At 63.5% G+C, this 20,173-nt stretch carries 22 protein-coding genes; 9 read left to right on the forward strand and 13 right to left on the reverse strand.

What is annotated here, in order from left to right:
* The 3 genes from F6X61_RS22055 to F6X61_RS22065 form a co-directional block, all read right to left on the reverse strand.
* Positions 1 to 1,138 (reverse strand): DUF6531 domain-containing protein (locus F6X61_RS22055; protein ID WP_256671403.1); only part of this gene is annotated, 1,138 nt, incomplete at its 3' end.
* Positions 1,139 to 1,459: 321 nt separating this feature from the next.
* Entirely contained in the window at positions 1,460 to 1,786 is a 327-nt protein-coding gene (locus F6X61_RS22060; RefSeq protein ID WP_153788535.1) for an AzlD domain-containing protein, read from the reverse strand.
* The gene (locus F6X61_RS22065; RefSeq protein ID WP_153788536.1) at positions 1,783 to 2,517 is read right to left on the reverse strand and encodes an AzlC family ABC transporter permease; all 735 of its coding nucleotides are present in this window, start codon (positions 2,515 to 2,517) and stop codon (positions 1,783 to 1,785) included. Before F6X61_RS22065 ends, F6X61_RS22060 begins: the two co-directional genes overlap by 4 nt.
* Positions 2,518 to 2,681: 164 nt before the next feature.
* Between F6X61_RS22065 and F6X61_RS22070 the strand changes: the two genes are divergently transcribed.
* Positions 2,682 to 3,560 (forward strand): LysR family transcriptional regulator, encoded by an 879-nt coding sequence (locus F6X61_RS22070; RefSeq protein ID WP_153788537.1) that lies wholly within the window; start codon positions 2,682 to 2,684, stop codon positions 3,558 to 3,560.
* Between the two features lie 11 nt (positions 3,561 to 3,571).
* On the opposite strand, the gene F6X61_RS22075 is transcribed toward F6X61_RS22070, so the two are convergent.
* A complete protein-coding gene (locus tag F6X61_RS22075) occupies positions 3,572 to 3,871 on the reverse strand; it encodes an AzlD family protein (RefSeq protein WP_153788538.1) in 300 nt (99 codons plus the stop codon).
* Positions 3,868 to 4,587: an AzlC family ABC transporter permease gene (locus tag F6X61_RS22080; protein ID WP_153788539.1), complete on the reverse strand. Its 720-nt coding sequence runs from the start codon at positions 4,585 to 4,587 to the stop codon at positions 3,868 to 3,870. The genes F6X61_RS22075 and F6X61_RS22080 overlap by 4 nt, the downstream gene beginning before the upstream one ends.
* Before the next feature lie 118 nt (positions 4,588 to 4,705).
* Between F6X61_RS22080 and F6X61_RS22085 the strand changes: the two genes are divergently transcribed.
* The 4 genes from F6X61_RS22085 to F6X61_RS22100 all read left to right on the forward strand — a co-directional run bounded on the left by F6X61_RS22085 (position 4,706) and on the right by F6X61_RS22100 (position 9,202).
* Positions 4,706 to 5,170, forward strand: a complete 465-nt coding sequence (locus F6X61_RS22085) for an Lrp/AsnC family transcriptional regulator (RefSeq protein ID WP_153788540.1) — start codon at positions 4,706 to 4,708, stop codon at positions 5,168 to 5,170.
* 95 nt (positions 5,171 to 5,265) lie between these two features.
* A complete protein-coding gene (locus F6X61_RS22090; protein ID WP_153788541.1) occupies positions 5,266 to 5,775 on the forward strand; it encodes a sigma-70 family RNA polymerase sigma factor in 510 nt (169 codons plus the stop codon).
* Positions 5,775 to 6,722: a FecR domain-containing protein gene (locus F6X61_RS22095; protein WP_153788542.1), complete on the forward strand. Its 948-nt coding sequence runs from the start codon at positions 5,775 to 5,777 to the stop codon at positions 6,720 to 6,722. Before F6X61_RS22090 ends, F6X61_RS22095 begins: the two co-directional genes overlap by 1 nt.
* 68 nt (positions 6,723 to 6,790) lie before the next feature.
* The gene (locus F6X61_RS22100; RefSeq protein ID WP_153788543.1) at positions 6,791 to 9,202 is read left to right on the forward strand and encodes a TonB-dependent receptor; all 2,412 of its coding nucleotides are present in this window, start codon (positions 6,791 to 6,793) and stop codon (positions 9,200 to 9,202) included.
* Positions 9,203 to 9,306: 104 nt separating this feature from the next.
* Here the strand turns inward: F6X61_RS22100 and F6X61_RS22105 are convergent, their stop codons facing one another.
* Positions 9,307 to 9,744 carry an acetyltransferase gene (locus F6X61_RS22105; protein ID WP_153788544.1) on the reverse strand — a complete coding sequence of 146 codons (438 nt, stop codon included), beginning with the start codon at positions 9,742 to 9,744 and terminating at the stop codon, positions 9,307 to 9,309.
* Between the two features lie 249 nt (positions 9,745 to 9,993).
* Here F6X61_RS22105 and F6X61_RS22110 point away from each other — a divergent pair, with 249 nt between their 5' ends.
* Positions 9,994 to 11,523: an FAD-dependent oxidoreductase gene (locus F6X61_RS22110; RefSeq protein WP_153788545.1), complete on the forward strand. Its 1,530-nt coding sequence runs from the start codon at positions 9,994 to 9,996 to the stop codon at positions 11,521 to 11,523.
* A 58-nt stretch (positions 11,524 to 11,581) separates the two neighbouring features.
* Here the strand turns inward: F6X61_RS22110 and F6X61_RS22115 are convergent, their stop codons facing one another.
* Positions 11,582 to 11,965, reverse strand: coding sequence for a MerR family transcriptional regulator (locus tag F6X61_RS22115; protein ID WP_153788546.1), 384 nt, complete (start codon positions 11,963 to 11,965; stop codon positions 11,582 to 11,584).
* A gap of 106 nt (positions 11,966 to 12,071) precedes the next feature.
* Positions 12,072 to 12,650 carry an NAD(P)H-dependent oxidoreductase gene (locus tag F6X61_RS22120; RefSeq protein WP_153788547.1) on the reverse strand — a complete coding sequence of 193 codons (579 nt, stop codon included), beginning with the start codon at positions 12,648 to 12,650 and terminating at the stop codon, positions 12,072 to 12,074.
* A 370-nt stretch (positions 12,651 to 13,020) separates the two neighbouring features.
* On the opposite strand from F6X61_RS22120, the gene F6X61_RS27040 reads away from it, so the two are divergent.
* Together F6X61_RS27040 and F6X61_RS22125 are read left to right on the forward strand one after the other, a co-directional pair.
* On the forward strand, positions 13,021 to 13,158 hold the full coding sequence (locus F6X61_RS27040; protein ID WP_178125871.1) for a PSPA7_2676 family Cys-rich small protein: 138 nt from the start codon (positions 13,021 to 13,023) through the stop codon (positions 13,156 to 13,158).
* A gap of 9 nt (positions 13,159 to 13,167) precedes the next feature.
* Positions 13,168 to 14,004 (forward strand): Ku protein, encoded by an 837-nt coding sequence (locus tag F6X61_RS22125; protein ID WP_153788548.1) that lies wholly within the window; start codon positions 13,168 to 13,170, stop codon positions 14,002 to 14,004.
* A 1-nt stretch (position 14,005) separates the two neighbouring features.
* Here the strand turns inward: F6X61_RS22125 and F6X61_RS22130 are convergent, their stop codons facing one another.
* From F6X61_RS22130 to ligD, 5 genes are read right to left on the reverse strand one after another with little or no spacing between them, the layout of a single operon-like run.
* The gene (locus F6X61_RS22130; RefSeq protein WP_153788549.1) at positions 14,006 to 14,668 is read right to left on the reverse strand and encodes a glycosyltransferase; all 663 of its coding nucleotides are present in this window, start codon (positions 14,666 to 14,668) and stop codon (positions 14,006 to 14,008) included.
* Positions 14,665 to 15,264, reverse strand: a complete 600-nt coding sequence (locus F6X61_RS22135) for a bifunctional 2-polyprenyl-6-hydroxyphenol methylase/3-demethylubiquinol 3-O-methyltransferase UbiG (RefSeq protein WP_153788550.1) — start codon at positions 15,262 to 15,264, stop codon at positions 14,665 to 14,667. The genes F6X61_RS22130 and F6X61_RS22135 overlap by 4 nt, the downstream gene beginning before the upstream one ends.
* Positions 15,261 to 16,031, reverse strand: coding sequence for a PIG-L deacetylase family protein (locus tag F6X61_RS22140; protein WP_153788551.1), 771 nt, complete (start codon positions 16,029 to 16,031; stop codon positions 15,261 to 15,263). Before F6X61_RS22140 ends, F6X61_RS22135 begins: the two co-directional genes overlap by 4 nt.
* Positions 16,028 to 17,050, reverse strand: coding sequence for an acyl-CoA dehydrogenase family protein (locus F6X61_RS22145; protein WP_153788552.1), 1,023 nt, complete (start codon positions 17,048 to 17,050; stop codon positions 16,028 to 16,030). The genes F6X61_RS22140 and F6X61_RS22145 overlap by 4 nt, the downstream gene beginning before the upstream one ends.
* A complete protein-coding gene (ligD, locus tag F6X61_RS22150) occupies positions 17,050 to 19,518 on the reverse strand; it encodes a DNA ligase D (protein ID WP_153788553.1) in 2,469 nt (822 codons plus the stop codon). Before ligD ends, F6X61_RS22145 begins: the two co-directional genes overlap by 1 nt.
* A gap of 235 nt (positions 19,519 to 19,753) precedes the next feature.
* On the opposite strand from ligD, the gene F6X61_RS22155 reads away from it, so the two are divergent.
* Entirely contained in the window at positions 19,754 to 19,984 is a 231-nt protein-coding gene (locus F6X61_RS22155) for a metallothionein (RefSeq protein ID WP_153788554.1), read from the forward strand.
* Positions 19,985 to 20,173: the final 189 nt, after the last annotated feature.

Genomic DNA, 20,173 nt, shown 5'->3' on the forward strand with positions numbered 1-20,173 from the left:
AGTGGTAGGTGCGGGTCCAGGTGATCGGGAACGGGCCGGGCAGGCTGAAATCGGTGTGCTGCAGGGTCTCGCTGCCCAGGGCGAAGTTGATGCTGTTGCAGGTGTTGGCCGGGGCGCCGTTCTTGCACGGGTTGGCGGCCTGGGAGGCAGGCATCTGCTCCTTTTGCGTCTCGACCTTGCCTTCGGCCAACTGGTGGCGGGCCTTGCTGGTGCCGCCGGGTTTGACGTTGGCCGCCACCACCTGGGGGTTACGTTGGCGCCACTGCTCGACGCTGCTGGCCAGGATCTGACTCAGGGCCTCGATGGAGCCGGGGCTGCCGGCATCGCCGAGTTTGAGGATCATGCCGCGCACCAATGGCGCCAGGGTGCGCAGGTGCGCGCTGTGGGCCAGCAACTCGGTCTTGCCGGCGGCGCTGAGGGTGGGGCTGACGTTGGCGCTGGTCATGCCCTTGCCGGCACGCTTGTAGGCGCTGAAGGCGCCGGCCAGGTAGTTGTCGAGCGTGGCCAGCGGGTTGTGAATCAGCACGTTGCTCGTGGCGGATGCCGGGCGGGCGTATTTTGGGGCGGTACCTTCGGCCAGCGTGGTCAGGCCACTGGCAATGTCGAGGATGATCCGCTCGCCGAGCGTGGCAGCCTCGGCCAGGATGCCCTTGAGTTTGCCGGCGGCCTGGCTGACGAAATTATCAAGGCTGCCGACGATATCGGCGTTGAGGTGGCCGGCCAACAGTTCGACCGACGCATCGTCGAGCACCTGCTTACTCTCCTGGCGCACGAACAGCAGCATCGGCCGCAAGCTCATGCGCGCCGGTGCCTCACCGGCAGGCGAGGTGATCAGGCCGATCAGATCGAGGGCAAAGGTGGCGCAGTCCAGCGGGTCGGGTACCTTGCTGCGGGCCAGGGTCGTGATAGCGCCCAGTGCATCGATCAGAGCGATGCTGTTGCCCGCCACCGGCACATGGCCGGCGACGGCCTTGAGGCGCTCGAGGGTGGCATGGCCCGCACTGACTTCACGTAGCCAGGTGTCGAACACGGCGGCGCCACGGCCGACGTCCTCGGCCTGGATTTCGGCGAGTGGCGTGATCGCTACTTGTACAACGCCCTTGCCTGAAGGGCTGGCCTTGTCGGGGGTAGTTGCCATTTGGCGCTCCTTGAAAGGAGGTCGCCTGGTGGCAAGTTAAACCGCACGCAGCACTGTGCTGCTGCGGCTACACATCGCGGGGCAAGCCCGCTCCCACGAGGGGGCGGTGCAGTGCAATGGCCTCGGTCGGGCGACCTGAAAATACAGGACGGAAACCATACCGAGGCGGTATTCAGGAAGAAGCCGGAAGTGTCTCGCGCGCAGGAGGGAACATTCTTGAAAGGATGTGGCAAAGCGGCTACATGCCCATGGCGGGTATAAACACTCTGTGGTCAATGATTGTTTGAGGCAGTATTCATCGACTAAACGGAGTGCCTCCTGTCACATCCCCCAATACTTCAGCGCCCACAACACCCCCATCCCAACCCCCAGCGTCAACAGGGTACTGCGCGTGCGCCAAGCCACCACGCCGGCCAGTACAGCCGCAGGGATCTGTGGGTTGCTCCAGTCGAACGCCGCATGCCGGTCCTGATACACCACCGCCGGCAGCACCAGCGCCGCCAGCACGCTCGCCGGCACATAGGCCAGCGCCCGCCGGAACCACGGCGGTATGCGCAGGCTGCGGTAGTACTCGATGAATGACAGGCGCAGGGCGAAGGTGCCCAGGCCTGCCAGCAGGAAGGTGATCCATTGCCATGCCTGACTCATGAGGCCTCCTGGTCGGCGTGCTGTTCAACTGTCTGAGCCATGCCGACCTGCTCCAGCGCAAGCCCGGCCAGGATGCCGCCGAGCGCGGCCACCAGCATCCCCAGGTTGTAGGGCATGTCGATGGCCAGTACCGCCAGCACCCCACCCACCGTTGCCGCCCCGAGCATCGCCCGGTTACGGATGGCGGGCACCAGCAGTGCCAGGAACGACAGCGGGATGGCGAACCCCAGCGACCAGGTTGGCGGTATGCCGGAGCCCACCGCCACGCCCACCAGCACGGCGAGGTTCCAACCCAGCCACATGACCATGGCGGTGCCGAGGTAGTACTCGAAGGCGAATGCACCCAGACCCTCGCGTGTGTTGAGCCTGAGGGTGCACAGGGCGAAGGACTGATCCGACAGCAGGTAGGCCATCGACCAGCGGCGCTGGCGTGGCAAGTCGCTGAAGTGCGGCGCCAGCGAGGCGCTGTACATCAGAAAGCGCAGGTTGATCACCAGCGCGGTGACCACCATGGTGATGGGCAAGGCGCCGTTCTGCATCAATTGCAGCACGGCCATCTGCGCCGAGCCCGAGTAGAACAGCAGGGTCATGCCCATGGCCTCGCTTGGCGACAGCCCCATGTTGATTGCGGTGACCCCGGTGATCAGGCCGAACGGCACGATCCCGGTGGTCAGCGGCAGGACTGCGCGGGCGCCCTGGGTGAGCGCTTGGGCCCTGTTGGATGGTTGCATTGCAATGCCTTCTGAAATAGCCCGGCAAGCTGCGGCCGGGATCGCTGCAGGCCAGCGCCGATAGGGCTTTGGCAGGCCTGTAGCGGTCACGTTAATGCGCGCCAGAATTGCTGGCAACGGCAGATTTATGGAATATTAGGCCTAAAAAATATAGGGCTCACGCCATGCCGTTGCACGCGCCAACCCGCCATACCCTGCAGCTCAATGCACTGCGCGCCTTCGAAGCTTCCGCCCGGCTGGGGGGCTTTGCCCGAGCGGCCGATGAGCTGAAAGTCAGCCCGGGTGCCATCGCCGCGTTGGTCAAGACACTCGAAGCCCAGTACGGTGCCGTGCTGTTCGAACGCCACGCCAAAGGCGTCAGGCTCACACCGCTGGGCGAAAGCGTGAAGGCCCAGTTCACCGAGGCCTTCGATGCGGTGGAAGAAGCCGCGCGCACCCTGCGCCGGCTGGCTGCGCCGCAGCGGGTGCATATCGTCACATCACCGGCCCTGGCGCAGCTGTGGATCGGCCCGCGCCTGCCGCTCCTGACCGAGCTGCTGGCGCCCATCGAGATCTCGGTCACGGCGGTGGACGAGCCGCCCAACCTCAAGCGCAGCCCTTATGACCTGTGCCTGTTCTACACCGACAAACCTGGGCACGGGCAACGCGTGCTGTGCAGTGAAGCGGTGGTGCCGGTGTGCGTCCCGGCCCTGGCAGCCACCCTCGAACGCCCCGAAGACCTCTGTGACACGCGCTGTATTGCCGATGTGGGCTGGAGCGACTGGGCGGCATGGGCTGGCGCGGTGATGCCCGACACCCCATTCGTGGCCCAGGGGCCGGGGTTCTCGCTGTACTCCATCGCCGTGCAGCAGGCGCTGCTGGGCGCAGGTGTGCTGATCGGGCGGCAGAGCCTGGTGCAGCGCTACCTCGACAGTGGCGAGCTGATCATGCCGATTGCCCGCGCGGTACCTTTGGGCGTCGATATCGCGGTGTGGCGTCTGCCTGTTGCGCGCGGCAATCGTATGGTCATCAAGGTGGAGGAGGCGCTGGCGCAGTTGGCTTAGCGCTGCCGGCGTCAATGCAGCACTGCACGCAACGCACCGGTGACGACGATGGCGAACAGCACCACCGGCAGGATGGAGTAGCGGGTGGCGGCAAGCAGGGTCAGAGCCAGTGCGATCGAGTCGGCGGGGTCACCGCTGACGAATTTGGGCGCGATCACCGCGATCAGCACACAGCCAGGCGCGGCGCTGAGCACTTGGCTGAGCTGCGGCCCCATGACGCGATTGCGCAACAGCAAAAAGCCCAGTGCGCGGGTCAGGTAAGTGACCAGGGCCATGCCGAGGATCGTGGCCAGGGTGGTGATGTCGATCATGGCTTGGCCCACAGGTAGGCGCTGACCAGGCCTGCCACGGTGCCCGCAAGGACGTACCAGCCGCCGGGGATCAACAGGTGGAACAGCGCGGCGGTCACCAGGCTGAACAGCCAGGGGAGGGCGGCGTGCACACCTTTCCACATACCCTTGAGCAGTACCAGGAAAACGGCGGCGAAGGCCATGTCGAAGCCATAGCTGCGCAGGTCGCCCAGCATCGGCCCGACCAGCGCCCCCAGGGTGGTGAAGATTACCCAGGTGGCCCACAGGCACAACGACACGCCCATGTAGTAGCGCAGGCTGAAGCCATTGCGCCGACGGGCATCGGCCAAGCCCATGGCCCAGCTCTCGTCACACATGAAAAATAGTGCGCCAAGCGCTTGCCTGAGGGGCAGGTGGCGCAGGTAGGGCGCCAGGGTAGCGCCCATCAGCAGGTGACGGCTGTTGACCAGCAAGGTCATGGCGACGATTACCAGAATCGCCGGTGGCGAGGTCCACAGTTCGATGGCGGCGAACTCCGAACCACCACCGAAATTCAGGCCGGTCATCAACGCAACCTCACCCGCAGCGAGCTGGTGTTGCGACGCCTGCGCACCGAGTACCAGGGCGAACGGGATGAAGCCCAACAGCATCGGCAGGGCGGCCACTGCGCCACGACGCAGTTCGCTGTCGGGGGCGGTGGTGGGTGGATCGTTCAGGGCGGGTTCAAGGGTATTCATGGTCACCTCCAGTGGAGGCAAATTATTTCAATGTACTGTTGAAATAGGCTTGCGTAGTTGCAAAGGCTCGCAGAGGATTTGGCATCTGCTACCAACAAGACTCGATTTGAGGTTTTCAATGCCAATCAAGCTTGATGCCATCGACCGCCGCATCCTGCGTGCCCTGCAGCGGGACGGGCGCCTGCAGAACCAGGAACTGGCCAAGCAAGTAGGGTTGTCGCCGTCGCCGTGCCTGCGGCGGGTGCGGCTGCTGGAGGACGCGGGGGTCATCGAGCGCTACGTGGCGCTGGTGGACCCGGCCAAGGTGGCATTGGGCCTTACCCTGTTCGTGCGGGTGTGGCTCAAACGCCAGGACCAGGAAACCACCGACATCTTCATCAACGCGGTGCGCCGGCTCCCCGAGGTGGTGGAGTGCCATGTGATGGCGGGCGACTGCGACCTGTTGCTGCGGGTGGTGGCGGCGGATCTGGAAGCCTACCGGCGTTTCCAGGTTGCCCATCTGACCAGCCTGGATGTGGTACAGAACGTCAAGACGGAAGTGCCCATGGAGAAGGTCAAGCTGACGACCGAGTTACCGGTGTAGCGCGTGGCTCGACCTGTACTCGGATAAAGATCTGGAATGGGACTTTGTTATTAAATAGAATCAATCGCATTCACTGATGTGCAGAGCCTCACTATATGGCTGAAGCCGCTACGCCACCCGATCACCGCCTGAGTGCCCTGTATCGCGACCATCGCAGTTGGCTGGAGAACTGGTTGCGCCGCCGTGTCGGCAATAGCTGGGATGCGGCCGACCTGAGCCAGGACACCTTCCTGCGGGTCCTGTCCAGCGCCCAGAAGCTCGACGAGTTGCGTGAGCCACGCGCCTACCTGCTGACCGTGGGCAAGCGCCTGTTGAGCAATTTCTACAGCCGTCGCAGCCTGGAACAGGCCTATCTGGAGGCGTTGGCACAGCTGCCGGAGGCTTGCGTGCCGTCGCCAGAGCAGCGCTGGCTGCTGTTGGAAACGCTTCAGGCACTGGACGAGCTGCTGGACGGGTTGCCGCGTCTGGTACGCCGGGCTTTTCTCTGGAGCCAGTTGCACGGCCTGGGCTACCGCGAGATCGCCGAGCGCCTGGAGGTGTCGGAGCGCACGGTCAAACGCTACATGGCGCAGGCCTACGAGCATTGCCTGCTGGTGGACCTGTGATGCGTGCGGTGCCCAGCGGCGAGGCACTCGAGGTGGCTCGCGCGGCGGCTCGGTGGCTGGCGTTGCTGGAGTCGGGCACGGCCACTGAAGAAGACCATGCCCGCCTTGAACACTGGCGCAACAGCAACATCAGCCATGAATCCACCTGGCAGAAGGCGCAGCTGCTGCGCCAGCGCTTTTCCGGGCTGCCGCCAGCCTTGGCGATGGCCTCGCTGGATCGTCCGGATCTGGCGCGGCGCACGGCCATCAAGCGCGCATTGGGCATTGCCGCACTGTTGCCGGCTACCTGGCTGATCGGGCGGCAGTTGCCGGTGCAAATGTGGATGGCCGATGTGCACACCGCCATCGGCGAGCAGAAAAAGCTACAACTGGCCGACGGCAGCCTGCTGCAGCTGAACACCGACAGCGCGGTCAATGTCGATTTGGGCAAGCGTGAGCTGACCTTGGTGCGTGGCGAGATGGCGCTCAAGGTGACTGGCAGCGCAGGGCTGACCCTGCACCTGCCTTACGGTCGGGTGCTTGTCAGCCGCAGTGAAGTTTGTGTGCGGCTCAATGACAGTGACTGCCAGATCGCAGTGGCCGGCGGGGCGGTGCAGCTGCAACCCTTGCACGGCCCAGCGCTGCTCTTGCGCGAGGGTGAGCAGGTCCGTTTGAAGGTTGGCGGCGCAGGCCAGGTCGAGCGCTTCGATGCTTCGCTGCCGGGGTGGCGAGAGGGCGTTCTGATTGCCCAGAACCAAGCGCTGGGCGATTTCCTGCGCGAACTGCGGCGCTTCCGCCCGGGGTTGTTGCGTTGGGAGCCGGTGCTGGAAAACCTGCGGGTAATGGGCAGTTTCCGCCTCGACGACACCGACCGTGTGCTGTCGCTGCTGGCGGCGAGCCTGCCGCTGGAGGTGCATTCGCGCACGCGATATTGGGTCACCCTGGTGCCGCGAAAAAACGTTGTATAACCCATGTCCCTTTTTTTCGCCTCACCGGTCATTGAAGGCAAGTGAACTGAAAACGAGAGCTTGCCCCAATGTCCGTAGTAATGCCTTGCCGTCCAGGCCGTCAGTCTTTGCAACGTGTGGGCCTGGTGCTGAGCCTGAGCGCCAGCACGTTTTTCACCCCTGTCAGTTGGGCCGATGACGTCGCCCGGCGCAGCTATGAAGTCGCGGCCGGTAGCCTGGGCGCCGCGTTGACGCGTTTCGCCACGCAGTCGGGCGTCAACCTGTCGGTGAGCCCTGCCTTGGTGGATGGGCGCGACAGTGCCGGCCTGTCGGGCACCTACAGTGTCGAGGAAGGCTTTGCCCGTCTGCTGCAGGGCAGCGGTTTGCGCCTGCAGCAGGCAGGCGCCGATGCCTACATCCTGGTGCCGGTGAGCCAGGATTCCAGCGCCCTGGAGATTGCGCCAACCACCATCAACAGTGGGCACCTGGGTGACGATGGCGAGCCGTATGCCGGTGGCCAGGTCGCTCGCCGTGGCGCGCAGGGCCTGCTTGGCTCGCGTGACTTCATGGAAGCGCCGTTCAGCATGACCACCTACACCAGCCAGACGGTGAAGAACCTGCAGGCGCGAACCCTTAACGACCTGGTTGCCAGCGACCCTTCGGTGCGCGCCACCAACCCGGCAGGCGGACGCTTCGAGCAGTTCACCATCCGTGGCCTGAGCCTGTTCAACAGCGATGTGTCCTATAACGGGCTTTATGGCGTGTTGCCGACCTATTCCATCGACATGGAAATGGCCGACCGCGTCGATATCCTCAAAGGGCCGAGTCAGCTGATCAACGGCATCTCGCCGCGGGGTAGCGTGGGTGGCGGTATCAACGTGGTGCCCAAGCGCGCGGGCGACAAGCCGCTGACCGAGTTCACCGGTAGCTACGCCTCCGACAGCCAGGTGGGCGGCGCCGTGGATATCAGCCGGCGCTTTGGCGAGGGCGAGCAGTTCGGCCTGCGCTTCAACGCGGTGAAGCAGGCCGGCGACACCACCTGGGATCACCAGAGCGTCAACCGCGAAATGGCCGTGCTGGGCCTGGACTTTCGCGGCGAGCGGCTGCGCCTGTCCACTGATATCGGCCACACCCAGCGCGACACCGATGCCCCTCAGGAGCGGGTGCTGATCGGCGCCAATGCCAAGGTGCCAGACGCCAAGGATGTGCACCGCAACTATGCCCAGGCCTGGAGCAAGGCTCGCACCGAGGACACCTTTGGCGCGGTGAACGCCGAGTACGACCTGAGCGATTCGCTGATGGCTTATGCCGCGTTCGGTGCCCGTGAGAGCAACCATGATTTTCTACGCCACAACGTGCCGGTCAGCAACGATGCCGGCGACTTCAGTGTCTTGCCCCGGGACTTTACCCGCGACGAATCGGTGCGCACGGCCATGGCCGGGCTGCGCAACTGGTTCAGCACCGGCCCGGTCAGCCACGAGCTGAACCTGTCGGCGAGTTACTTCTACATGGACTTCACCAACGGTGGGGCGCGCTACGCGGCAGCGCCCAGCAACCTGTACAACCCGGTAGTCACCCCCACGCCCGGCAAGCCGACGCGCCAGGATGCCGAGGTGTACACCGAGAACCGTTTCACCGGCGTGGCGCTGGCCGATACCCTGGGCTTTTTCGACGATCGCGTGTTGCTGACGCTGGGCGCACGCTGGCAACGGGTCAAGGTCGACGACTGGAGCAATGACGTCAAAGGCGCCACCGCCTACGACGAGGAAAAGGTCTCGCCCTCGGGTGGCGTGGTGTTCAAGGTCAGCGAGCAGTTCTCGCTGTACGCCAGCTACATGGAAGGCCTGAGCCAGGGCAAGATCGCGCCGTCGACCTCGATCAACTCCGACCAGATCTTCGCGCCCTTCGTCAGCCGCCAGGTCGAGGTGGGCGCCAAGTACGACCTGGGCACTTTCGGGCTGACCGCCAGCGCCTTTCGCATCAAGCAGCCAGCCTACGAAACCAATGCCGCCACGCGGGTGTTCGGCCCCAACGGCAAGCGTGAGAACAAGGGTATCGAGCTGAATGTGTTCGGCGAGCCACTGAAAGGCGTGCGTCTGCTCGGTGGGGTGATGTTCATCGACAGCGAGCTGACCGGCACCGTGGGCGGCATTGCCGACGGCAACCGCGCCCCGGCCACGCCCGAATACAACGTCAGCCTGGGCGCTGAGTGGGATGTGCCGAAGGTGCCGGGGCTGACCCTGACCACGCGGGGCATTCATTCCAGCTCGCAGTACCTGGACCAGGCCAACAGCAAGCAGATCGATGGCTGGGAACGCTTCGACCTGGGTGCGCGTTATGCCTTCAAGGTCTCGGACAAGGACGTCACCCTGCACGCCAGTGTCGAGAACGTGCTGGATGACCAGTACTGGATTTCGGCGGGGGCGTCCGATGACAGCGAGCCGGGGTTGAGCTTGTCGACGCCACGGACGTATCTGGTTTCGGCCACGGTCGGATTTTGATCGCAGGCGCCGGTTGTTTTTGCAACCGAGCAGCTGATCGAGGGGTATTGGCGAGCCGTTATCGCCAATACCCCAAGCCTTGGAAGCGACTTACGATTGAAGCCCTAGCCGGGCAGGCTCAGGTGTAGCAAAGGGAACGGGCGCCCCTCGCCATCCAGCGGGGAACGGCCTGTTTGAACAAACCCGTAATGCAAATAGAACCCTACCGCTTCGGGGTTCTGCTCATTCACGTCAACACTCAGCTGGTTGCGCGAACTGCGGGCATGCTCCAGCAGCGCGCGGCCAATACCTTTGCCTCGCAGAGCGGGCTCGATGAAGAGCATCTCCACATGGTTTTGATTGAGCCCGATAAAGCCCAGTGGGCAGTCCTCGGCACCTACCGCAATCCATAATTCAACAGCAGGTAGGTAGACATCGCGAAGCTGGGGCAGCAATGCCTCGATATCGGACGCTTGCAGGAAGTGATGAGTGGCGCGAACAGAACGCAGCCAGATGTTGAGCAGTTGTGGATGGTCGGCTTGGATAGCCTGACGAATGATCATGGAATCATCCTTAACACTTGATAGCGGAAATGAGGTGCGCTTATCGATAGCGACCGTATAAGTGTCGGCAACCTGTATGACCGCTTCGCGAGTCAACGCCTGGGCGGTGCACGGCAGAGGTAGCCGCAAAGGAGGGAGGAAGGACAATACCGAGAGGTGTTCGGGGTATCAATAGAAAATTACGGATGGACTTTCGCCGCGCTCGGGAACATTCATGATGCTGTGGTCATTCATTTTCGAGGTGAGATCATGGCGGCGCAAACCGACGTTCTCATTGTTGGGGCTGGCCCGACGGGGCTGGTGCTTGCTCTTTGGCTCACCAGGCAAGGCGTCGGCGTAAGGATCGTCGACAAGAACAGTGGGCCCGGCGAAGCGTCTCGTGCCATGGCTGTTCAAGCCCGCACGCTGGAGCTGTATCGTCAGCTCGATATAGCCGAGGCAGTGATCGATGCCGGCTATAAAACACCGGCCATGAACATGTGGGCCCGAGGCAGCCGCAGAGCGCGCATCCCCTTGGTCGATGCCGGCAGAGAGGTTTGTGCATACCCCTTCGTGTTGATCTATCCCCAGGATCACCATGAGCGCCTGCTGGTGCAGAAACTGCATTCCCTCGGCGTAGACGTGCAATGGCAGACCGAACTGCTGGCCTTCGAAGAGGGTGAAAGCCAGGTCACTGCCATGCTGAAACTAGCCGATGGGCAGGAAGGGGCTGTGACTGCGGCTTACCTGGCAGGCTGCGATGGCGCTCGGTCGCTCGTTCGACATCAGATCGGCAGCGGTTTCGAGGGCGGCACCTATAAACACCTTTTCTATGTCGCGGATGTCAGGGTAACGGGCATCGAGCCTGCGGGTGAGGCGCACGTCGCTTTTGACAAGTCCGACTTCGTGCTGCTGCTGTGCTATGGCGAAAAGGACCGATACCGCCTGATTGGCACCGTGCGCGACGAGCGTGCCGAGCATCCCGAGCATCTGACATTCGCGGACGTAGGCCACGATGCCATCAACGGCTTGAACCTCAAGATCAGCGAGGTGAACTGGTTTTCCACTTACCGGGTTCATCATCGAGTCACGGACCATTTCCGCCGTGGCAGAGCGTTTTTGCTCGGCGATGCCGCGCATGTCCACAGCCCGGCAGGCGGGCAGGGCATGAACACCGGTATTCTGGACGCGATCAACCTGGCGTGGAAGTTGGCCGCGGTGGTCAAAGGCAAGGCGCCCGACACATTGCTCGACAGCTACCAGATCGAACGCCAGGCATTTGCCCGCACGCTGGTGGAGACCACGGACAAGCTGTTCACCTTTGTCACCGCCCAGGGCGGGTTCGCAGACTTTGTGCGCACGCGCATCGCACCGATGTTCGCCAGCGTTGCGTACAAGCGCGCGAGCGTGCGTGAGTACTTGTTCCGAGTGGTTTCGCAAACCACCCTGGATTACCGCGACAGCCCGCTGAGCCAAGGCAAGGCAGGCGAGGTTCAGGGTGGTGATCGCCTGCCTTGGCTGCCTGGGGGCACTGCGGACAACCACGATTCACTGGCAGCCATCGAGTGGCAAGTGCATGTTTACGGTGAGGCCAAGGCAGGCCTGGCCCAATGGTGCGCGCAGCACGGCATTGCACTGCATGTTTTCGCCTGGCAGCCGGCGTACGAGAAAGCCGGCCTTGCCAGAAATGCTGCTTATCTGTTGCGGCCTGATACCTATGTCGCGCTGGCTGATCCTGAGGGGGATGCATCTACATTAAGCCGATATTTCGAAGCGCGCGGCGTTGTGCTGCCCGCTTGAGGAATGGATCGAGATCGACGAGGCCATCCTGACGGCCGTTCAGGGCGGCGGTGCGGATTCACCGGGCTTTTTCCAGGTGCTCGAACTGACATTGCATCTGAGCATCCTTGAGGCTCAGCTCAAACTCAACCAGGCCATCATGCACTTGCTGCAAGGCCTGGATCTGCCCCATCAATTGCTGTTTTTTGTTATCGATGGCCAGCATGGCCAGCCCCCAGGGCAGCTTCTGGCCGCGATGACCCTGCAGAATGGCCTGCATTTCCTTGAGCTTGAAGCCGAGTTGCTGAGCGCATTTGATGAAGGTCAGCAACTCGACGCTTTGCTGGTTGTAGATGCGGTATTTGCCTTCGCGTTGCGGGGGTGGCAACAGGCCGATTTCTTCGTAATGTCGAATGCTTTTGACGGTGGTGCCCGACAGCTGGGCGGCTTTGCCGATGTACATGAAAATCCCTTTTTTGACGCATCAGAAGCGCGCGACATCTTTGCACAAGCGTCAGGGGGCAGGAAGCCGGGTTGGACAAGGTGTCACAAGAGGGAGACTTGGCCGATCAGCGGCTGGCGACTGCCTGGACTTGTTTGAGCCAGGCTTCACGCTGTTCCGGTTTGGAGCCTAATACCGGACCGAAGGTCAGGGTCTTCAGGGGTTTTATGCCGCAGAACTCCAGGGTGGTCTTGCGCATCTGGTGCAGGCCCGGCATGCGATACACCCAGCGGTAGTACCACGGCGGCGTATCCATGGTCACCAGAAGGTGAGCCGTGCGGCCTTTGAGCAGCTTGTCCGGGAAGGGCGAGCCCTTGCGGTACTTGAAGGCAAAACCGGGCAGAAACACGCGGTCGAAGAACCCCTTGAGCAACGCCGGAATGCCGCCCCACCAGATCGGGTACACCAATGTCAGGTGTTCGGCCCAGGTAATGTCGTTCTGTGCGTCGATCAAGTCTGGCTCAAGCAACTGGATCTGGTTATAGCCAGCGTGCAAGACCGGATCGAAATCCAGGGTGCTCAGACGCAGCAGACGCACCTCATGGCCTGCTTGCGTGGCGGCCTCGACGTAGCGTTCGGTCACGGCGCCGCAAAAGCTGGCGTTCGAAGGGTGGCCGAGGATTACGAGCATGCGTTTGCTCTTCATGACGAGCTCCAGGTAATGAAGCGCCAAGGGTAAAGTCTGCCCCTAACGGTAGAGTCAAGCCCTGCCATTGCTCGGTGAGTGCAGGTTAGTTGCCGTGGGTAGCTTGCAGTGCCTTGGTCAGTTCAAGATGGTGCCTCAGCGTTGGCAACTTATCGCTGGCGAAGGTTTTTCAGCTCAGGCTTGTCGGAGGATGTGGCCACTTTCTTGAACTGCGCCACGGCCTTTTTCATTGGGGGGGGAGAGGACTCGTTGAATTCAGTCTTCACAAAAACGAGAACCTGTTGCCCTGAGTAATCCGGATAAACCTTCGCGGCGCCGCGCAGTCAGTTTCAGTAAGGGCCTGGATATCCCGGGTACAGGGAGGTGGCTGATGAAACTCGTCTGCTTGCTGCGTGGCTGCCAGTGGCGCAGCCTGCTGGTGTGTGAAGTCGCCGGGCTTCACTGCCAGTGTTGCCAACGCTGTGGCGCACTACGCTACAGCCAGCCCGGCCAACCCTTCGCTGCGTAGGAGTCGACCATGGCCCGGGCAATCTGGAAAGGCGCGATCAGCTTCGGCCTCGTGCATATCCCCGTCTCCCTCAATACTGCCGTGCGTACCGAACGCGTGGATTTCGACTGGTTGGACAAGCGCAGCATGGAGCCGGTTGGCTACAAGAGGGTGAACAAGATCACTGGCAAGGAAATCGACAAAGAGAACATCGTCAAGGGCGTGGAGTACGAGAAGGGCCGCTATGTGGTGATCAGCGAGGAGGAGATTCGCAAGGCCAGGCCCGAGGCTACCCAGACCATCGACATCTTCTCGTTCGTCGATGCCGGAGAGATCCCGCTGCAACAGTTCGATACCCCTTACTACCTGAGCCCTGATCGTGGTGGCGGCAAGGTCTACGCCTTACTGCGCGAAACACTGGAAAGCACCGGTAAAGTCGCCCTCGCCACCGTGGTGCTGCACACACGCCAGCACCTGACGCTGCTGCGCCCCATGGAGGATGCGCTGGTGATGATCACCCTGCGTTGGCCCGAGGAGGTGCGTGGCCTGGAATCGCTGGAACTGGACAAGAGCGTGACCGACAGCAAGCTGGAGAAGCGCGAACTGGACATGGCCAGGAAGCTGGTGCAAGACATGAGCGGGCCATGGATCCCCGACGAATACCACGATGCGTTTCGCCAGACCATCCTCGACCTGGTGGAGGAGAAGGCCAGCAAGGGCAAGATCGAGACCGTGGACAAAGGCGAAGGTGCGGCGGCGGAGAAGGGCGCGGACATCATCGACCTTACCGAACTGCTCAAGCGCAGCCTCGGCGGCAAGACCAAGGCGAAGAAACCGGCACCCAAGCGATCAAGCAAGGCATCTTGAGCTACGGTAGTTGCCCCTCCAGCTCCTGTAGATAATCCCCGAAGCCCTGGTGCGCTCGGCTGTCCCGTCGACTGCTGGTAGCCACGCTATGTGCTGCGGTCCAGACGATCTGCGCACCACTGGCCTCGAGGGCCAGCACCAGTTGCACATCTTCGTGGGCCGGCAATGGCTGGAAGCCGCCGACGCGCTCATAGGCAGTGGTGCACACGCCCAGATTGGCGCCGTGGATATGCCGGTGCCCGTCCCGGGCCTGGTACTGGCTACGGTACAACTGGCGCAGGGCGGCGCCCTGCCAGGGTTGCCAGCGCTCGATGTGGACCGTGCCGCAGACCGCGTCGGCGTGCCATTGCAGTTGCGATACCAGCCAGTGTCCGGGCACGCGGCTGTCGGCGTCGGTGAAGGCCAGCCACTGGGCGCCACGCTCGATCATCCAGGCCGCGCCCAGGCGCCGGGCGAAGCCGACGTTGCCGGCCTCCAGCTCCAGAACATGCACGCCATGGCGTTGAGCAATGCGCGCACTGGCATCGACGCAGCGATCGAGCACCACCAGCACCTCGACCACCAGGCCCACCGCCTCGGCCTGCGCCACGGCCAGCTTGACGGCGGCCAGGCAGTGCCCGAGGCGGCGGGCCTCGTTGTGGGCCGGAATGATGACGGCGATCATGGGCAGGTCTCGTCCAGGTCCACGACGCTGGGCTGGCATGACCAGTACTCAAGCAGGAAATCCGCCTCCTCGTGGCGCAGCAGTGGATACAGCGGCAGGTGTAAGGCCAGCAGGGCATGGACCTCGCGGCCCTGCTGCGGGCAACCGGCGATGGGATGGTGCCAGTGGCAGGCCAGCAGGCCGCCGTCATGGTTCAGGCTGGCCACCGATTGCTCGATCACCTGTAGCCAGTCGGTGGGGTCCAGGTAGTAGCCGATCTCGCTGAGCACGATCAGGTCGAACTGCCCACCCGGCCAGTCGCCCGGCAGGAGGCCCTGTTCGACGCGGGCATGGCTCACGCCCGCCAGCCGCTCGCGGGCCAGGGCTACGGCGGTGGCGTCGATGTCCTGACACAGCAGCTCGGCGCAGCGCCCGGCCAGCAGGACGCTCAGTTCGCCGTTGGCGCAGCCCGGCTCAAACACGCGTCCGTAGCATTGTCGCGGCAGGCAGGCCAAGGCCAGGTCGCGCTTGCGTCGTTCGTACCAGCGGGTACGAAAGGCCCAAGGGTCATCGTTGCCGGCATAAAGGTCGGCGAAGTACTGCGCATTGAGACTCATGGCGACTCCATTGACAGGAATACCAGCTCGAAGGGTTGCAGCAGGCAGGTTTGCAACTGTTCGGGCAGTACCGGGGGATGATCGCCATCGGGTTGCAACTGGCTGGCATGGGCGGCCAAGGCTTCGCGCTTGCGCGCCAGACGCGACTCGTCGAGCGGCAGGCGATGTGCATGGGCCCAGGGCAGGCGCGGGTCGTCGGGCGCGGCCCAGTGCCAGGCCCACACCGGCACCTCGGCCAGCTGCGCGCGGCGTGACTGGGCCGCCCTGGCGCAGGCGCGGCCGGCCGCTTCATGATCACAGTGCCCATCGCCGCGCCAAGTGGTCAGTACCAGGTCGTCGGGTTGCAGCAACTGTTCCAGGTGCGTGACCAGGAAGGCCTCATCGCGGGTCAGGGCGCCGTCCTTGAGGTTAAGCCGGCGCCAATCGACGTGGTTGAGGTCCAAGTCCAGCCGTCGCAGGGCATGGCGGCTTTCCAAGGGGCGCTGGTGGCGCAGGCGGTGTTCGGTCCATTGGCTGGAATGCGGATGGCTGGCCTCGCCGTTGGTGGCGGAAATCAGCACCAGGTCCTGTTCCCGGCCGTGAAAGCAGGCTAACAGGCCACCGGCCATGAGGATCTCATCGTCCGGGTGCGGCGCCAGCAGCACCAACCGTCTGCCGGGCGGGCACAGCTGCGCAGGTGTCAGCCAGGTGGCCCGGGCAAGGTGCGCGGACTGTTGCCAGACGCTCCATGGTGTGCCGGTGGCGGCCTGTATCAGGTTCTGGCTCATAGTTGCCATGTTCCTGCTGGCATGCCGGTCAGTTGTCGGCCCAGCTCGGCCAAGTCGCGCTCAGCGTGACTTTGGCGTAGGTATACCGGCAGGTCGGTGCTGAGCCGGGCAAAATGGCTGCTGCGGCAGAATGGCGTGGCGCCCAGTGCCCGACCGACATGCTGGATGACAAGCTCGACCGCCTGTTCGACCTGGGCGCGGGTCCGGCGCACCTCGAAACTGGCATCCTGGCTAGGGTGCCGGTCGATCCAGGCGGCGCATTCTCGAAGGGCGGCGCGTGCCCCGAACAAGGCAGCATCGACCGCGCCCAGATGGGCATCGGCGTGTGGGTCGGGCCGGGGTGTGCGGCAGTGTTCGCGCAGGTAGTCCGCCAGGGCTTCGGCCGCGCCATACCAGCAGGCCGCGATGCCCGCGCCGCCCTGCCAGAAACCTGGGCGGGACAAGTATTCGCCGGGCTCACCGATGGCCTGCCCCGGAGAGTCATCGAACGCTATGGTCACACTGGTCGTGGCGGCCATGCCAAACGCTTGCCAGTGGTCGGCCTGGATGCGCTGGCTGGGATGGGGCCGCTCGATGGCCACCAGTTGAGGCTGGTCGTCTTGCCAGGCGGTCAGTAGCGCACGGTCGATCTGCAACGCCCCCGAACACCAGGCTTTGCGGCCTCGCAGACGAACTCGATCACCGTCCCTGGCAACGATGCGGGTGCGGGCATCCGGTGGCTCGGCAGCCCACACGCCCCAGATCCCTTCGCCGGCGTGATGGGCGACGCCGCATTCGGCAAGGATCGCCAGGGCGTCGGTATGGCCTTCATAGAGTTTGGCCAGGCTGAGATCGCAACCGGCGACCCGCGCCAGGGCCCGCCAGCGGTCAAGAGTCCGCCCCTGGCCGGGCAAGGGGAGCAGGTCGTGGTGTTCACGCTGCAGAGTCTGCAGCAGTTCCCGCAGCAAGGGCTCGAGTTCGAGCGGACGCGAACGGGTAGCGAGCCGGTGTAGCAGCTGATCGAAGGGGGTCGATTCCATCAGGCAATCCCCAGTTGCTTACGCATGCGTAGGGTGATCGATTGGCGGGTCCTGGCCATTTCGGCCCATGGATCGTCCACCTCGGCCAGCCGTGCCTGCAGGTTGCCGATGTTCCATTGGTTGGCGCCCTTGAGCTGGCCCAGTTCTTCCCGCCAGATCGGCACCGATACCGGCAGGCCCTCGCGGGCCCGTAGCGAGTAGGCAGCGACAGTGGTGGCACCCTTGCCGTTGCGCAGGTAGTCGATGAAGATCCGGCCAATCCGGTTCTTCGGGCCGGACACAGCGCTGAGGCGATCGGGGAACAGCCCGGCCATGTGCTTGACCAAGGCATGGCTGAAGTCTTTCACCTCGTCCCAGCCCGCGCGCCGGGTCAGCGGCACGACAAGGTGCATGCCCTTGCCGCCACTGGTCTTGAGGAACACCTTCAGGCCCAGCTCGTCGAGCAGGGTGAGGGTCAGCTGGGTGGCCTCCAGCATGGACTTCCACGGCAGCGCTGGATCAGGGTCCAGGTCGAGGACGAAGCGGTCGGGCCTGTGGAAGTCCTTGGTGGTGGCATTCCAGGTGTGCAGTTCGAGTGTGTTCATCTGTACTGCGCCCAGCAGGCTGTCGGCGCGGTTGAATACCATGGCCGCTTGGCCGGCCTGGGCCTTGCTGTAGCTGAGCACGTGGGGGATATGCAACTGACCGGCGTTTTTCTGGAAGAACAGCTCGCCGCCCAGGCCATCCGGCGCCCGAACCAGGGCTACTGGCCGATCCTTGAGCTGTGGCAGCAGCCAATCGGCGACCTGAGCGTAGTACTGCGCGACCTGGCGCTTGGTGGCACCTGTGGTGGCGTCGACCACGCGGTCGGGGTGGGTCAGGCGCAGGCTGCCCAGGGCTTCGGGTTTTGTCTGTGCTGCGCGCTTGGCGGGCATGGCCTGCTCCAGGTCGATGGCGGTGGCGGGTTTGTCGTCGCGCAGGCCGTGGAACACCGAGTGGCGCACGATGCCTTCGCGGGTCATCTGGGCATAGGCCACTTCTGCCAGCAGCTGTGGCCTGAGCCAATGCACGCCGCGGGCTTCTGCGCCGGTGGGAGGGTTGGGCAAGGGCGGCTTGGCGGCTTGCAACGGCTTTAGGCGGGCGAGGATGCTGTCCAGAGTGGTGGCGCTGAAGCCGGTGCCGACCTTGCCGGCGTAGCGCAACTGGCCGCTGTCATGGTCGTGCAGGGCCAGCAGCAGGGCGCCGAAGCCGTGGCGGCTGCCCTTGGGGTCGGTGTAGCCGACGATCACGAACTCCTGGCGCTGCTTGCACTTGAGCTTGATCCAGTCGCTGCTGCGTCGGCCCACATAAGGGCTGTCGGCACGTTTGCCTATCAACCCCTCGAGCTCCAGACGGCAGGCGCTGTCGAGCAGCGAGTCGACTGGCTCCGTGAAGTCGGCGGAAAACCTCAGCAGCGGCGAAGCGTTGTCTTCCAGCAGCTTGGCCAGAGTGTCGCGACGCGCCTGCAGCGGCAGCTCGCGCAGGTCCTCGCCGCCCAGCCATGGCAAGTCGAACAGGTAATAGGTGATGCGTTCGTCGTGCTCGGTGTCGAATGCGTTCTGCAGGGCCTGGAAGTCGGCCACACCGTTGTCGTCGGCCACCACCATCTCGCCGTCCAGCCATGCTGCGTCGAGCCCCAGCGCCTTGAGTGCCTCGATTTGGCGGGGCATCTTGGCACTCCAGTCGTGGCCATTGCGGGTGAACAGGCGTACGTCGTTGCCGTCGATGCGGGCCAGAGTCCGGTAACCATCGAACTTGACTTCGTAGCGCCAGTCGCCGCTGGGTGGGGAATCGACCAAGGTAGCCAGTTGCGGCTGCAGCACCTTGGGCAAGGCTTTGCTCCCGGCCTTGGGCTTGCGTGTGGAGGTGGTCGCCTTGGCAGGGCGCCGCGGCGGCAGGGTGCGCTCGCTCAGCACGCTGTCTGGCAGGGCTTCGACGATGCTGTAGTCGGTTTCGCTGCGGGCCTGCCTGTCGTGGGACTTGACCAGCATCCACTGCTCTTTCTTGCCGGCCAGGTGGGTGCGAAACAGACTCCACACCCCCGACAGCTTTTCGCCCTGCAGGCGAAAGCGCAGCTTGCCCTTGGCATAGGCTTCACGCGGGTCGCCTTCAGGCTCCCAGACACCCCGGTCCCAGACAATCACGTCGCCTGCGCCGTAGTGCCCTTCGGGGATGCGCCCTTCGAAATCGGCGTAATCCAGCGGGTGATCCTCCACATGCACTGCCAGGCGCCGAACCTTGGGGTCGAGGGAGGGCCCCTTGGGGATTGCCCAGCTTTTGAGGGTACCGTCGAGTTCCAGACGGAAGTCGTAGTGCAGGTGGCTGGCGTCGTGCTTCTGGATGCAGTACTGCAGTGCGTGGGCCGAGCGGTGGCTGGCGCGTCGGCCCGCCGGCTCGGGCGTAGCGTCGAAGTCGCGCTTGCGCTGGTACTCCTGCAGGGGCTTGGCCATGACGGGCTCCGGGATGGTTCGCGGGTCTCAAGATTGGGAGGCGGTGGCAGTGTGTGGAGTTCAAAAAAAGCGAGGGGTGGGGGCTTGCAGAAACTCTGAATCAATTGCCACTGGGGAGAGTCGACCGAATGAAGCCCACAGACGGAGAACGGTCAGGCCCCCATCCGATGACCCAGGACCGCAAATTGAGATCAACGACACCGTGGTGTCCGATGACGACAGGAGAGTACCCCTGATGAACGAGAAACGTTGTTCCTGCAACCACTGTTCCTGCACCGTGGATGCCAATGCCGTGGTCGAGGATGGCAAGGCCTATTGTTGCGAGGCCTGTGCGACGGGCCATCGCAATGGAGAGCCCTGTCGTATGACCGACTGCAAGTGTGGCGAGCTGACTCAGCCGAAGGAGAGCACTGTCGATAATGCGTTGGATGAAACCTTCCCGGCGAGTGATCCTATTTCACCGTAAGTTTCCTCTCTCTCCACGGCCCTTTCGCTGGCATCTTCGGTGAGGGGCCAATTATTTATCACTGTGCGCACCGTTCAATAGCAATTTGCTGATCTTGATCTTGATCTGCTTTTGATCTTGCTTCTAAGCGCGCGATAGTCCAGGCAACACAAATTGCGACTTCAGGAGGCCGAGTGGAGGTGACTGGAG

It is taken from the genome of Pseudomonas sp. EMN2, assembly GCF_009650555.1.
Taxonomy (GTDB): domain Bacteria; phylum Pseudomonadota; class Gammaproteobacteria; order Pseudomonadales; family Pseudomonadaceae; genus Aquipseudomonas; species Aquipseudomonas sichuanensis.